This window comes from Candidatus Nitrosopelagicus brevis (genome assembly GCF_000812185.1).
GTDB lineage: Archaea > Thermoproteota > Nitrososphaeria > Nitrososphaerales > Nitrosopumilaceae > Nitrosopelagicus > Nitrosopelagicus brevis.
Window position 1 is genome coordinate 814,928 of the sequence record NZ_CP007026.1, and the last position, 14,928, is coordinate 829,855.

The 14,928-nt window shown below is 32.8% G+C and carries 16 protein-coding genes; 14 read left to right on the forward strand and 2 right to left on the reverse strand.

Annotated features, from left to right (window positions below):
- Window positions 1-23: 23 nt before the first annotated feature.
- Together cofG and cofH are read left to right on the forward strand one after the other, a co-directional pair.
- The gene (gene cofG / locus T478_RS04910; RefSeq protein ID WP_048105574.1) at window positions 24-1,187 is read left to right on the forward strand and encodes a 7,8-didemethyl-8-hydroxy-5-deazariboflavin synthase subunit CofG; all 1,164 of its coding nucleotides are present in this window, start codon (window positions 24-26) and stop codon (window positions 1,185-1,187) included.
- Window positions 1,184-2,452: a 5-amino-6-(D-ribitylamino)uracil--L-tyrosine 4-hydroxyphenyl transferase CofH gene (cofH, locus tag T478_RS04915; protein ID WP_048105581.1), complete on the forward strand. Its 1,269-nt coding sequence runs from the start codon at window positions 1,184-1,186 to the stop codon at window positions 2,450-2,452. Before cofG ends, cofH begins: the two co-directional genes overlap by 4 nt.
- On the opposite strand, the gene T478_RS04920 is transcribed toward cofH, so the two are convergent.
- The gene (locus T478_RS04920) at window positions 2,449-3,411 is read right to left on the reverse strand and encodes a calcium/sodium antiporter (RefSeq protein WP_048105583.1); all 963 of its coding nucleotides are present in this window, start codon (window positions 3,409-3,411) and stop codon (window positions 2,449-2,451) included. The two genes, cofH and T478_RS04920, sit on opposite strands and share 4 nt — an antisense overlap.
- A gap of 165 nt (window positions 3,412-3,576) precedes the next feature.
- Between T478_RS04920 and T478_RS04925 the strand changes: the two genes are divergently transcribed.
- The 9 genes from T478_RS04925 (at window position 3,577) to T478_RS04965 (ending at window position 11,730) form a co-directional block, all read left to right on the forward strand.
- Complete coding sequence (locus T478_RS04925) at window positions 3,577-3,924, forward strand: helix-turn-helix domain-containing protein (protein ID WP_048105586.1); 348 nt, start codon at window positions 3,577-3,579, stop codon at window positions 3,922-3,924.
- Window positions 3,925-4,067: 143 nt separating this feature from the next.
- Window positions 4,068-4,796 (forward strand): proteasome assembly chaperone family protein, encoded by a 729-nt coding sequence (locus T478_RS04930; RefSeq protein WP_342352443.1) that lies wholly within the window; start codon window positions 4,068-4,070, stop codon window positions 4,794-4,796.
- Between the two features lie 10 nt (window positions 4,797-4,806).
- Window positions 4,807-5,829, forward strand: a complete 1,023-nt coding sequence (gene purM / locus T478_RS04935) for a phosphoribosylformylglycinamidine cyclo-ligase (protein WP_048106957.1) — start codon at window positions 4,807-4,809, stop codon at window positions 5,827-5,829.
- Between the two features lie 63 nt (window positions 5,830-5,892).
- A complete protein-coding gene (locus tag T478_RS04940) occupies window positions 5,893-7,110 on the forward strand; it encodes a cation:proton antiporter (protein ID WP_048105588.1) in 1,218 nt (405 codons plus the stop codon).
- Window positions 7,111-7,171: 61 nt separating this feature from the next.
- Window positions 7,172-7,621, forward strand: coding sequence for a hypothetical protein (locus T478_RS07725; RefSeq protein WP_048105590.1), 450 nt, complete (start codon window positions 7,172-7,174; stop codon window positions 7,619-7,621).
- Window positions 7,622-7,664: 43 nt separating this feature from the next.
- Window positions 7,665-9,245, forward strand: coding sequence for a tRNA uridine(34) 5-carboxymethylaminomethyl modification radical SAM/GNAT enzyme Elp3 (locus T478_RS04950; RefSeq protein ID WP_048105592.1), 1,581 nt, complete (start codon window positions 7,665-7,667; stop codon window positions 9,243-9,245).
- A 6-nt stretch (window positions 9,246-9,251) separates the two neighbouring features.
- Window positions 9,252-10,841 (forward strand): lysine--tRNA ligase, encoded by a 1,590-nt coding sequence (gene lysS / locus T478_RS04955; protein ID WP_048105594.1) that lies wholly within the window; start codon window positions 9,252-9,254, stop codon window positions 10,839-10,841.
- Complete coding sequence (locus T478_RS04960; protein WP_048105599.1) at window positions 10,842-11,039, forward strand: hypothetical protein; 198 nt, start codon at window positions 10,842-10,844, stop codon at window positions 11,037-11,039. It begins immediately after the preceding gene.
- A gap of 7 nt (window positions 11,040-11,046) precedes the next feature.
- Complete coding sequence (locus T478_RS04965; protein ID WP_146150872.1) at window positions 11,047-11,730, forward strand: hypothetical protein; 684 nt, start codon at window positions 11,047-11,049, stop codon at window positions 11,728-11,730.
- Here T478_RS04965 and T478_RS04970 read toward each other — a convergent pair.
- Complete coding sequence (locus tag T478_RS04970) at window positions 11,727-12,167, reverse strand: pyridoxamine 5'-phosphate oxidase family protein (RefSeq protein WP_048105603.1); 441 nt, start codon at window positions 12,165-12,167, stop codon at window positions 11,727-11,729. The genes T478_RS04965 and T478_RS04970 overlap by 4 nt on opposite strands.
- A gap of 183 nt (window positions 12,168-12,350) precedes the next feature.
- Here T478_RS04970 and T478_RS07730 point away from each other — a divergent pair, with 183 nt between their 5' ends.
- The 3 genes from T478_RS07730 to T478_RS04980 all read left to right on the forward strand — a co-directional run bounded on the left by T478_RS07730 (window position 12,351) and on the right by T478_RS04980 (window position 14,928).
- Entirely contained in the window at window positions 12,351-12,494 is a 144-nt protein-coding gene (locus T478_RS07730; protein WP_177313240.1) for a hypothetical protein, read from the forward strand.
- A gap of 74 nt (window positions 12,495-12,568) precedes the next feature.
- Window positions 12,569-13,405 carry a DNA double-strand break repair nuclease NurA gene (locus tag T478_RS04975; RefSeq protein ID WP_048105605.1) on the forward strand — a complete coding sequence of 279 codons (837 nt, stop codon included), beginning with the start codon at window positions 12,569-12,571 and terminating at the stop codon, window positions 13,403-13,405.
- On the forward strand, window positions 13,402-14,928 hold the full coding sequence (locus T478_RS04980; protein ID WP_048105612.1) for an ATP-binding protein: 1,527 nt from the start codon (window positions 13,402-13,404) through the stop codon (window positions 14,926-14,928). The genes T478_RS04975 and T478_RS04980 overlap by 4 nt, the downstream gene beginning before the upstream one ends.

Genomic DNA, 14,928 nt, shown 5'->3' on the forward strand with positions numbered 1-14,928 from the left:
AGACCATACTGAATTTTTAAGCAATGAGTGAATTACAATTTGATTTTGAAATTATTCATAAAATTAACGAATTAAAGGAGATCAAAAAAGAAGGAATTCTTCAATTATTAAAAGAAGTTCCAAAAGAGACTATTTTTGATACTGCATCTAATTTGAGAAATGAGAGAAAAGGAAAAAGAATCAGCTTTTCAAAAAAGGCATTTTTCAACATAATTAATCTATGCAGAGATACGTGTTCATATTGCACATACAAGGCAGAACCAAATGATGCAAAATTATCAATGATGAATTTAGAGACAGTGAAAGGATTATCAAAACTTGCAAAGAAATACAATTGTACTGAAGCGTTATTTGTTACAGGTGAAAGACCTGAACAAAAATATTCAGAAGCAAAAAGATGGTTAAAGAATGAAGGTTTTTCATCGACAGCAGAATATTTGATTCATTGTTCCGAGATTGTACTGAATGAAGGTGTTTTTCCACATACTAATGCAGGAAATCTTACCAAAAGTGAAATGAAAGAACTTCAAAAAAGTAATGTAAGCATGGGAATAATGCTTGAAAATTCTAGTACACGATTAAGAGAAAAAGGAATGCCTCATGAAGATGCACCAAGTAAAGAACCCAAAGTAAGATTAAATGTTTTGAGAAATGCAGGAGAATTAAAAATTCCAATGACAACTGGAATTTTAGTAGGGATTGGAGAAAGCATGGAAGAATGTATTCAATCAATTTTAGATATTAAACAAATTCATGAAAAATATGGCAACATTCAAGAAATCATTTTACAAAATTTCCATCCAAAACCTGAAACATTGATGTCTAATCACAACACACCAAAAGAAGATTATTTCAAGACAGTTGTCGCATTATGCAGAATTTTGATGCCAGGCGCAAATATTCAGATTCCGCCAAATTTATCACCTAATAATTATCATGAATTTTTAACCATAGGAATTAACGATTGGGGAGGAATTTCCCCAATAACATCAGATTATGTAAACCCAGAATTTTCTTGGCCAAATATTCAAAATGTTGAAAAGAAATGTAATGACTTGGGTTTTTCCTTCAAAGCACGATTTCCAGCATATCCAGAATTTATTCCATTAGTTAATAATGAATTGAAACAAAGAATATCTTTAATTGCTGATGAAGAAAATTATGTAGAAGAGAGTTACTGGAAATGAATTTAGAAAATAAAGATGTAGACGGAATTTTGCAGTATGCAGACCCAGTAATTGCAGCTATTCTCAATAAAGCAATTTCTGGAAAAGATATTACTTCAAGAGAAGCATTAGTTCTATTTGATGCAAAAGGGATTGATTTTCAACTTGTAGGTAGAGTTGCAGATTATTTACGAAAAGAGAAGGTAGGAGATACAGTAACGTATGTTGTTAATAGAAATATCAATTTCACAAATGTATGCATAAAACAATGTGGCTTTTGTGCATTTAGTAGAGATTTTAGAGAAGAAGAAGGATATACACTACCTATTGAAGAAATTACAAGAAGAGCAAAAGAAGCATACACCTATGGAGCCACAGAAGTATGCGTCCAAGCAGGACTTCCACCAGATATGGATGCAGGGTTGTACGAGAATATTTGTAGAGAAATTAAAACTGAGGTTCCAGATATACACATACATGGATTTTCTCCAGAAGAAATTCTTTATGGTGCAACCAGATCTAAGATTTCAACAAAAGAATATCTAAGTAGATTAAAAGATGCAGGAGTAGATACGATTCCAGGAACTGCAGCAGAAATACTCAATCAAAAACTACGCGATAAAATTTCTCCAGGAAGAATTACAGTCAAAGACTGGACAAACGTAATAAAAACTGCACATAAGATGGGAATAAAATCCACATCAACGATGATGTTTGGCCATTTAGAAACAAATGAACATCGAGTCAATCATTTGGATACAATTCGTGAAATTCAAAAAGAAACAGGAGGATTTACAGAATTTGTTCCGCTTAATTTTGTATATTCAGAAGCACCAATGTATAAACATCAACTTCATGAGGGTATCAGAAAAGGTGCAAGTTCAAATGATGCACTTCTAGTCCATGCAATCTCACGAATAATGCTAAACAATGTAATAGATAATATCCAAATGTCATGGGTCAAAGAAGGACCAAAGTTTTCACAATTACTTCTCAATTGGGGCGCAAATGATTTCGGAGGAACATTAGTCAACGAAAGTATATCAACTGCAGCAGGTGCCGAATTTGGTCAGCTGTTAAGACCAAAAGAAATACGACATTTGATCAGAAGTATAGGAAGAATTCCTGCTGAAAGAGATACAACATATAAGAAAATCAGAGAATATCAAGTAGAACCTATAGATTCAGAAGGATTGGATAATGTTGAGGATACAAAGAAGTTTGGCTCATATTTTGAATTAATTAAAATCAAAAAATATCAATACCAAAATCCTAGAAAAAATTAAACTAAAAGACTTGCAAGATATACCACAAATGCTATTGCAAGACCAACTCCAACAACTCTTGGAATGTATTTTCTAAATCCAATGAATAAAACAAGACTAAATGCAATCATTATGTAATAATTAGAAAATACATCAGGTACAACAGGTATTCCAACTATAGCAGAAGAAACCCCCAATATCAATAAAATATTGTAAATGTTACTACCAACAATATTTCCTACACCAATATCGGTTTGTTTTTTTGCTATTGCGATAATAGATGTGATTAATTCTGGAAGTGACGTACCAATTGCAACAATTACAACTCCTATAACTAGTTGAGATAATCCTAAAGTTTCAGCAATATTTACAGCACCATCAACTGTAAGATGGCCGCCAATAAACAGCACTATTACTCCAGCTACTATCAGACCAATCGATTGAGGGTAAGTTTCAATTTTATATCTTGATAAGAAATATTCCCCTTCAAGCGCTTCATTTTCTATGGTCTCATTTTGTTGAATTTTTTGTTTTTTGACAGTTTTGATAGTATAAGCTGTAAATCCAATGAGTGCAGCAATCAATATGACACCATCAACCTGTGAGATTTCCCCATCATATGACATAGCCACAACTAATAACGATACACCAATCATTATCGGAATCCATCTACTAACAGTAATTTTACTAATTAGAAGAGGTGTAAAAATGGCAGAAATTCCAATCACCATTCCAACATTGCTGATATTACTTCCAACAATATTTCCAAGAATTAATTCAGTGTGAGAGTTGAAAGCAGCGAGTAACGAAGCTGCTAGTTCAGGGGTAGAGGTGCCATATGCCACTACTGTTAAACCAATGATCATACTACTAATTCGAAGTTTCTTTGCAAGAGAAACACCACCAGAAACTATTGCATAGCCTCCAATACATAGAAGGATTAATCCTGCGAGTACACTTCCAATATGAAGTACGTCCACAACAACTATGCCAAGATATCTTGTTTAAATCACATTCCTTCCGTATATTTCACAATTCTAACAAGGAAAATAGATATGATGTTTACCCAAGTTTAGGAAAACTGATCAAATAGCTCAACAAACCATGACTTAACCTTAATATGGTAAAGTACGGTACTATACTGTATGAGAGCAAGATTGACATATGTGCCATTAGAAGTTGCAGAACGTTTTGAAGGATTCATAATTCAACGAGACGAACAAGTATTAGATGCAGTGAGAGCAAAAACAAAAGATTTCAGCACACTATCTTTATTGAAATTACTGTATCAACTAAACTCAAACCCAATGACATTTTCAGACCTGTATTCAAAATCAAAGATTAGAATGAAAAAGTCGTTTCTAAACTATCTACATTTTTGTGTAGAATACAAATTCATAGAAAAAGAAAGGGTTGGATCAAATGTGATCTATACCATCACAGACAAAGGAAGAGTAATGTTAGAATTATTTACAATAAATGAGAAAAACTAGATCAGAAAATTCTAGATGTATAGATAAATTACAAAAAGAATTGAACCAATTCCAAAAATTAGCATTCGGATCATACTACGAGACATACGAGTCAATATTTCTGATGAAGCGAACAAGTAATTAAACAAAACATAGACAACAAAGTGTTGCAGCAAAACATACCTGAAGCAGAGATCTACGAAGTAGGAAAAAATAAGTTGAAAAATCCTACAATTTTTGTTGGTTTTGTGGGAGCAGGATTAGTTGGAACTATAGCAGTGGATCATATGATAAACGAATTGGATATGAAAGAGGTAGGTTTTCTCCGCTCAAAACATTTGCCACCATCAACAGTATTCATGCAAGGTAGACTAAGACATCCATTTCGGATTTATTCAAACAGCGATGGAAGTATCTGTGCAATAATTTGTGAAATAGTAATCAGTCAAGATGGGATTTACAATATCGCCATGGCGATTCTAGATTGGGCTGAAAAAAAAGGTTCAACTGAAATTATAGTGTTGGATGGTGTTGCCGACAAAAAACACGATGGAAATGCATTTTTTGCAGCAGAAGTTGACCTGTGTAGAGTTATGGAGGAAAATGATATCCAAATGGTCCCTCAAGGATTCATTACTGGAATTTCAGGAGGAATACTAAATGAATGTCTAATTAGAAAAATTCGTGGAATTACATTGCTTGCAAAAGCGGACGAATTAACACCAGATCCTGTCGCAGCAGCCACAATTATTGATGCAATTAACAGAGTTTACGATACAGAAATTAATACAAAAAATTTAAAGAAACAAAAAGAGCAGATGAGCACAGATTTGAAAGAATTATCTGATAAATATTCGGAACATAAAAAAATTGATTCAAATATGTACATGTAGGTGATTGGATATGACAATAAGTTACAAGAAAGCAGGGGTTGACATAACTGAGATAAAAAAAAGTCAACGTGCAATCGGTAAACTGATTGGCTCAACTCATAATTTACAAAAAATGGCAAAGATGACACATGGATTTGGGCATTATGCAGGAATTGTTGAAATTCCAGGTGGAAAATTATTAGCAACACATACTGACGGAGTAGGAACCAAAGTTATGATTGCAAATTTAATGAAAAAATATGATACAATTGGAATAGATTGTATTGCAATGAATGTGAATGACATTATTTGTATTGGTGCAACGCCAATTTCATTTGTAGATTACATTGCTGCAAACAAAAATGATCAAAAAATTTTCAAACAAATAGTATCAGGATTGGTCAAAGGTGCAAAAAAATCCTCAATGCCAATTGTAGGTGGAGAAACTGCAATAATGTCAGATTTAATTGCAGGCAAAGGTTTTGGATTTGATCTTGCAGGGATGGTAGTAGGGATGCTTTCAAAAAAAGACATGGTATTGGGAGATAAAATAAAACCAAATGACGTAATTATTGGAATTAAAAGTTCAGGATTACATTCTAACGGATACTCATTAGCACGTAAAGCACTTTTAACAAAATATTCAGTTAAAGACAATATCAAAGGAATTGGAAATTTAGGAAATGCACTTTTACGTCCAACAGAGATTTACGTCAAACCAGTTTTAGAAGCAGTAAAAAAATGTAAAATTCACGGACTGGCACACATTACAGGAGGATCATTTACAAAATTATTGAGACTAAAACAAATTGGATATAACTTGGACAGTATGCCTAAAACTCCAGCATTGATGCAATTAATTGAAGATTCAGGAGTGAAAAATGAAGAGATGTACAAGACATTCAACATGGGAATAGGATTTTGTATTATCGCTCCAGAGAATCAAACCAAAAATATTCATAAAATTTTCAAAAAACATAAGACGAAATCTTATGAAATCGGCAGAATCAGTAAAAACAAGGGCGTTTTTATTAATAAATTGAAAATTGCATAGAAATCAATACAAAAAAATTTACTAGATTTGGCTTATATGACGTAATCCTAAAAATCTTAGATAATGGCAGCAGAAGCAGGCTTCATTGAAGTTATCATTGCAGTAGGAATCTTACTAGCAGCTGCAAAGCTAATGGGCGAATTATTCAGTAGGATAAAACTCCCAATTGTTTTAGGTGAATTACTAGCCGGAATGATAATTGGACCGTTTGCATTAGGTGCATTTTTGCTTCATCCAGAAACAGGAGAATCAATTTTAAAAATTGGACCAGAACTTAGAACCCTAGGAGAAATTGGTGCAATTGTAATTTTGTTTATGGCAGGATTGGAAATGACACCAAAAGAATTTCTTCGAGGTGGAAAGGCATCATTTACAGTAGGAACCTTAGGAGTTATAGTTCCATTCTTTGCAGGACTTTTAGTATTTCAAGCATTTGGATACGATGCATTACAGGCAATGATGATTGCTACAGCACTTACTGCAACAAGTATAGCAATTTCAATTCAGGTACTAAAGGAGTTTAATAAAATTAAATCACCAGAGGCTCGGTTAATTATAGCAGCTGCAGTTGTAGACGATATTTTGGCAATCGCAGTACTATCAGTTGTTACATCATTAGGAAGTGCAGAGGCAATAGACAATATTGATTTACTTGACGTTACATTTACAATTCTTAAGGTATTAGGATTCTTTGCAGCAATTCTGATTGCAGCCATTTTCATACTTCCAAAAGTCATTACACCAAGAATATGGAAATCAACTGGAAGTGTAGAAGGAATAGCAACCGCATCATTCTTTGGAGCAGCTGCAATTGCAGGAACTTTAGGATTATCCCCAATTGTAGGAGCATTTGCAGTAGGAATGGCACTATCAGCAACAAAAGTGTTTGAAAAAATAGAGAATTTCATTAGTAGAATTGGATTAATTTTTGCGCCGTTGTTTTTTGCGATAATTGGTGCGCAAGTAGACTTTAGAACGGTAAACTTGGACGTATTAATGCTAAGTGCAGTAGTTATTGCAATTGCAATTTCGACTAAATTACTTGGATGTGGATTACCATCAATTCTATTTTTGAAAAATAAAACTGCAGGAATGAGAGTAGGAATAGGAATGATCTCAAGAGGAGAAGTAGGATTAATTGTTGCAGGAGTAGGATTATCATCAGGAGTGTTAACAGGAGATGTATACACAACTATTGTTCTCATGGTAGCTGTCACCACAATAATCACACCAATTTGGCTCAAGATGGATTATAGAAAAGAAGTAGCAAAAGTAGAATAAAGAAATGCAGCTCAAATAATTTTTAAAAATTATTTAAATCATAGCAATTCAAGAAACAACCATGAGTGAAAAATCAAGAGAAGAACTCCTTCTAGAATATGAGAAAGAATATCTGCAGAGATTAGCCAGTGAGGGAAAACTGAAAGCTGACGATGTTCAAAAAAGTGAAGAAGTTAGAAATGAAATGACAGTGGAAGAAGCTGAAAAAGTACAAGCCGACGCTGCTGCACAAGTGCAAGCTTCATCAGCTGCAAAAAATCAATCAGAAGATGAACAGAAAAAGAAAGAAGAATTTGATAATGAAGTAGCAAAAATTAGAAAAGAATTACAATTACTGAAAGAAATGGCCACTTTAACTGAAGAACTAGAATCTCTGAAAAAAGATCTTAAAAGACCATCTAAACGAAAGGCTACTAAAAAGAAAGCAGCTCCTAAACGAAAGGCTACTAAAAAGAAAGCAGCTCCTAAACGAAAGGCTACTAAAAAGAAAGCAGCTCCTAAACGAAGATAAAATTCATTTAAACCATTTTATGTTGCAATGATTTGCATAGATCATGCAGAAATTAAGTGAGAATTTTTTACATGCATGTAGAGAAATATGTGAAAGATTATCTGAAATTGAAAATCTAGAAAAAAATCAAATTAAAAATGAAATTAAAGAAACATGTTCAAAATATTCATTAGAAAGATTACCTAGAAATTCAGAGATATTATCAGCTGCAACTGAAGAACAATTTCCTATTCTTCAAAAAGTTTTACTGAAAAAACCAGTAAAATCAGCTTCAGGGGTTACTGTAATTGCAATAATGCCAAAACCTTTTGCATGTCCTCACGGAAGGTGTACTTTTTGCCCAGGAGGAACAGAAATCAATACACCAAATAGCTATACAGGTAAAGAACCTGTCACACTCAGTGCAATTGAAGACAATTATGAACCAGGAGTCCAAATTAAAAGAAGAATTGAACAGTTAATTGCATTCGGTCATGATCCTACAAAATTAGAGCTGGTAATTGTTGGAGGAACATTTCTGTTTATGCCAGATGACTATCAACGCAATTTCATAAAATCATGTTATGACGCAATAAATGGATTTGAATCAGTTAGTTTGGAAGATGCAAAAAGAAATAATGAAAAAGCAAAAATGAGAAACGTTGGTTTCACAATAGAAACAAAACCAGACTATTGTCAACAAAAACATGTTGACATGATGTTAGATTATGGAACAACTCGAGTAGAAATTGGAGTTCAGAGTTTGACTGAACGAGTTTATAAGATTGTCAACAGGGGACATAATTTACAACAAGTGATTAGCTCATTTCAGATTGCAAAAGATGCAGGATACAAAATTGTAGCACATATGATGCCAGGACTTCCAACTATGAGTCCAGAAGAAGATATTGCAGATTTTAAGAAATTATTTGAGATGGAAGAATTCAGACCAGATATGTTAAAGATTTATCCTGCATTAGTACTAAAAGATACACCACTTTATGAGGATTACAAATTAGGAAATTACAAACCATATTCTACAGAAGAGATGATTAATGTTTTAACTGAATCTAAAAAAATTATACCAAAATGGGTTCGAATTATGAGGGTGCAAAGAGAGATTACAATGGATGAAATTGTCGATGGGCCAAAAATGGGAAATTTACGGCAAAAAGTTCATGAAGAATTAGCAAAACATGGAACATCATGCAAATGTATTAGATGTAGAGAAGCGGGTCTTAATAATAAAAAGGAATTTTCTGAACTAAAATTGGAAAGAATTGATTATGATGCATGTGGTGGAAAAGAGGTATTTTTGTCATTTAATGACGCAGACGATTTGACGTATGGATTTTTGAGACTAAGAAAACCTAGTGAAAAGGCACATAGAGAAGAAATTACAGATAAAACGTCAATTGTAAGAGAACTACATGTATTTGGAAAAGCAATCAGTATTGGTGAACAAGAAGAATTTAGTTTTCAGCATCAAGGAATAGGAAAAAAATTGATGATGGAAGCTGAAAAAATTGCTGCAACTGACCTATCATCAAATAAGCTATGTGTAATCAGTGCAGTTGGTACAAGAGAATATTATAAAAAATTGAATTACAGAATTAATGGACCATATATGGCAAAGGAGTTGTAATGAAATATGTCTGAACAGAACGTTATAGGAAAAGGAACATGGATTGACAAACTTGCATCAGAATTAATTGAAAGAGAGAAACAACTAGGTAGAGACACTAGTCTAATCAGAGTTGAAAGTGGATTAGGTGCATCAGGTATTCCTCATATCGGGAGTTTAGGAGATGCAGTTAGAGCATACGGAGTAAAACTTGCTTTAGAAAATATGGGATACAAATCAGAATTAATTGCATATTCAGATGACCTTGATGGATTAAGAAAAATTCCAGCAGGATTTCCAGATTCACTTGAAGAACATATTGGAAAACCAGTATCACTAATACCTGATCATACAGGAGAACACGAATCCTATGGAATGAATATGAGTAGTAGGCTTTTGGATGGATTAGAAAAATTAGGAATTGAGTACACCTTCAAAAGAGCAAGAGATACCTACAAAGAGGGTTTACTGCAAGAACAAATTCATACAATTTTAACACAAAGTGAAAGAATTGGAGCAAAAATTGAAGATTTAGTCGGACAGGAAAAATATCAGAAATTCTTACCATATTTCCCTGTATGTGCACAATGTAGCAGATTGTATGTTGCAGAAGCCACAGAATATCTACCAGATGAAAGAAAAGTTCGTTACAAATGTTGTGATGCAGAAATTGGTGGAAAGAAAATCAAAGGATGTGGATATGAAGGAGAGGCAGATATTAAAAAAGATCTTGGGAAATTAGCATGGAAAGTAGAATTTGCTGCAAGATGGAGCGCGTTTGATATCAGATTTGAAGCATATGGAAAAGATATCATGGATTCAGTCAAAGTTAATGATTGGGTTGCAGATGATGTTTTGAATTTTCCACACCCACACCACATAAAATATGAAATGTTTTTGGATAAAGGTGGAAAGAAAATATCAAAATCATTAGGCAACGTTGTAACATCTCAAACATGGTTGAAATTTGGAACGCCAGAATCAATACTTTTGTTACTATACAAGAGAATCACAGGTGCAAGAGAATTAGGATTTGAGGATATACCATCACTTATGGATGAATACAATGAACTTGAAAAAATATTCTTTGGCAAAATTAAACTTGATAATGAGGCAAAATTGGTAAAATCAAAAGGATTGTACGAATATGTCAATCTATTATCGCCTCCAAAACAGATGCCAGCTCAAGTAAGTTATAGACTTCTTTTAGAATTATCTAAAATTTTCAAAGAGGATAGAATTTCTAGAATAAATAAAAAACTAGTAGATTACCGTGCAATCAAAGAGACATCACCTGAAATTGACAGATTAATTGAGATGGCAGGAAACTTTGCAGATGAATTTGACATATCAGATGAAATTGATATAGATATTGATTCAAAGATCAAAGGTGCACTAAGTAAACTAATTATCGTTTTAGAAAAAGATGGAGAGATTGAAGATTTGCAAAATGAGATATATCAAATTGCAAAGGGCGACGATATAGAACCAAAAGACTTTTTCAAAGTACTATACCAAATTATTTTGTCAACTACTAGAGGCCCAAAAATTGGTCCATTCATTTTAGATATTGGAAAGAAAAACGTAGCAGAAAAAATTGGCAAGTACGTGAAATAAATGGCTCATAACGAACACAACAGACAGAAAAAAGGTGGAGGATTTTTTCTTATAATTTTTGGAGCATTACTATTGTTTTTAGCACCAAATCTTTACACAGATAATCCAGAATTAGGAGTCGTATGTCTAATTTCCGGAATTTTAGTCGGATCAGTTGGATTCTATACCAGATTCATTAAAAAACCAAAGAATAGGTAGAATTGGGATGGGATTATTTAGTAAAAAGAAATCAGAGGTTGCTCAGGATACAAATACAAATTTACAAAAAATCAAAGATGACATAGAAGAGGAGATTGAAGGTTTAGAAAGTAAGATTAAAGAAAAAAATGAAAGACTACATTCAATTATAGAAAAAATTGAATTATCAAGAAAAGAATATGATGAAATCATAGGCAAAATAATTCAATCCAAAAAGGAATTACGTTCACTTGAAGGTTCTGAATCAAAATCAAATGACGTGATAAAACCAAATAATGAAAATATAGAAAAAATCTCAAAAGAAATAAGCAATTCAGAAAATAAACTAAAAGAAATTCAAGAAGAAATTACAAAAAATTCAAAAATCAATAATGAATTAGAGGAAAAAATTAAGAAAAATGCACCTTCCGTTTCAGATTCAGAAAATGAAAAAAAGAAAATTGACGAGGAATTGAATCAAAGAAAAAAAGAATTGGAAATTATGAAAAAAAGATTAGTAGAAATGAAACAAATAAATTCAAAAAATAAAGGTGAAGATGATTCAAAAAATGTAGTGGAAGCAGCTAGCCAAATAATTTCAACAACAAACAAGAGATTACAAGATACTATGAAAGAGCTAGAGGTTATTAGACAATTATTAGATAAAGAAAGAAAAGCGCATAGTGAAACAAAAAAGAAGTTACAAAATTAGTCGTAGTACTGTTTCCATTTTTTTACTAAATCATCTCTTTTAAGACCTAGATCATATGACGGAGATGTTATTTCAGAAAAAGATTTTACATCTATCACAACTATGTGTGAAATAGTACTTTTGATGCCTTTTTGTTTAAAGTAATCAAGAATGCTTGCAAAATCTTCACCGTCAGAAAGAATTTTGGCCAATCCCTTGAATCTATAACCCATTCTTGAGAAAGGATCAATTACATTGATTTCAATTGACGGATTATTGGTGAGGTTTTCAATTGTTTTAGGAGAACGAATATTTGCAAATACTAATCTTGAATCATCAAGAATTGCAATTGTTCCTTTTGGGGAAAGGTTTGGAGTCCCATCGGAAGAAACAGTTGCAACGTACCCTAATTTTTGAAAATTTACTAATTTTTTTAGTTCATCATCAAATTCAATCATGAAATTGATTAGATTACATGTAATTAAATTCGTAAATTATCTCATTACTTCCGCTGCAATGCCATAAAATATGAAGAATCCTATCCCACCTGCAAGAATTGCAATCCATATGGCAATATCTTTACGCTTTGGCATATACTCACAAGAAATATGTCTTAATAATAATGCATTCCAGATCAGAATATGTCAAAACTTGGAATAATAGGCAGAGGTTTTATGTTCGTAGTAGTAGGACTAGTTACAATAATTGTAGGCTCATTTTTGTTACGTGGAAATATGCACATGTGGGACAAAGTGGATCCAGATAAATCAAAAGATAAAAAATAATATTGAGTTCTGACAAACAGCCAGCTCATTTTCTACCCTAATGTTCATATTCATGAAAACCAGAATTAGTTATTATGCTAAATACCGTATTCAAAGACGCAATAATTAACCGTGAAAAAACATTATCTATTCTAAAAGGTCCAGAATATGAAAAAATCATACAAAAAGCAAAAGAAAATTGGATTGACTATACGCCAAAAAAACAAGAAGTAGTTTCTGCAGGAATAGATAGTAGTTTTAACAGTACAAAATTTCAAGGTGCTGAACTTTGGGCTGTAACAGCAGTCTCAATAAAATCAGATGGAGAAATAATTGCGGACTTGCATGATTTTGGGTTGGATACAAACCCAGTACTTGCATCACTTGCAAGCAAAATGGAGATAGATGCATGTAACATGTCAATTGATAATGCAGACTTAGTTTTGATGGATGGTTCACTTTATTCACAATTTATGACAAGACAAGCATCATTAACAGAATCCATGGTTAATGCAATGAAAAAAAGAAACAATGTAGTATTTGTTTCAAAGACATCAAATACAAGAAAACAGTTTGAAGATTTAGGAGCTATTGCAGGAGACATTTTTTACTATAATCATGCTGCAAGAACTCCAGGATTTAGTAAAATATTTGAAGATGAAAAATTTGGTAAAGATAAAATCATTACATCAATTTTTGCAAGATTAGCTGATTCATTACCATTGATTAAAGTAGAATTATTTGGAACAGGTTATTCAAATGATGATTTCAAGCGAGTATTAAACAAGATTTACAAAAATAGTATTAGTGGATACCCATATTCTCTGAAACTTGCCCACAACAATTGTAAGATTTCAGGAAAAGATCTTGCAAAATTAGCTAGTATACATGGACTTTCAAATGAAATTGGTTCAAGGGAGGTATTAGGATGAGTTTAGGATTTGTTGTAGGAGAATCAAAGCCAAATGTAGTAACAATTCAGTCATCAAGAGCACTTCCAATAGGAGAATATGTCATAATCGAGGTAGAGGAAGGAAAAATTGTAGGATTAGTAGAAACATCATTTGTCACAAGTGCAGCATTGTCAGATGTAAGAAATTATGATGAGGCAGAAGAGAGTATAGAACTTGCAGAATTAAACAAACGTGATAAGAGCTATACTGGGAAAATTTTGATTTTAGGATTCTTAGAGATGTTACGAAAAGGAAAAGCAATACTTCCTGCAATTCCACCATTACCAGGTACCAAGGTAATCAAAGCAACAAAAACAGATTTAGGAGAAATTTTTGCGCCTGAGAAAAACGAATGGCTAAAAATTGGAAACCTCTTAAGAAATCAAGACATTGACTCGAAGATTAATCTTAACAAAATTGTTTCGAGACATCTAGGAATTTTAGCAATGACTGGAATGGGAAAAAGTAACCTTGTTTCACTACTTGCATCAAAAATTGCAGCATTGAGCGGAACAGTAATTATTTTTGATTATCATAATGACTATGCAGATTTAGACATACCAAAAATTAATGTGATTGATGCAAAAATCAATCCGAGATTATTGGATGCTGAGACATTATCAGAAGTTTTAGAGATTAGAGAAGGTGCAGACATTCAACAAAGAATTTTACGAAAAGCATTCACGCCAGAAGTAAAAGAATCTGCTAATTTTTGGGAGGCACTTGATCAACAAGTCCAGTATATTGGAAGTGATCCAGAAAGAAAAGAAGAAAGACATTCAGCAGATAGAGTTCAAGATAAAATTGATGATGCACGAAATAGATTTGCAGATATTTTAGATCCTGATATGGTATATCCTGTAGGATTAATCAAAGAAGGAAGATTAAACATTCTAAATGTTTCAGAATTTAGTGACAAGCAAGCAAATGTTGCGCTAGGTTACTATCTTCAAGAATTACTTAATGATAGAAAAGCCGCAAGTAATGCAAAAAGTGCAAAAAGTAAATCAAAGAAAAATTATATGTTCAACAGTCCAATCTTTGTGATTATTGAGGAGGCTCATGTTTTCATTCCTAAAGGAGAAGATGCCAGAGCAAAATATTGGGCAACGAAAATTGCTAGAGAAGGTCGTAAGTTTGGATTAGGATTGTGCGTAGTTTCACAAAGACCACGAAATATTGAGCCTAGTATTCTCAGTCAAATGGGCTCTTTAGCTGTAATGAAAATGGTTCAAGAAGATGACCAACATCAAATTGCATCTGCATCTGAATCAATTAGTAGAGATTTGATTGCTCAATTAACATCGTTAAATGTTGGTGATGCCGTATTGGTAGGTCAATGGGTCAACTTACCAGCAATAATTCACATTGATGAAATGAAAGGTAAGATAATCGGTTCAGACCAAAATGCAGTAGACCAATGGACTATTGCAAAAAAGTTTGAAAATGAAAATAAGGCACAAGCTCAAGGAACAGTACAAAAAGACTTGTTATTAGATTAA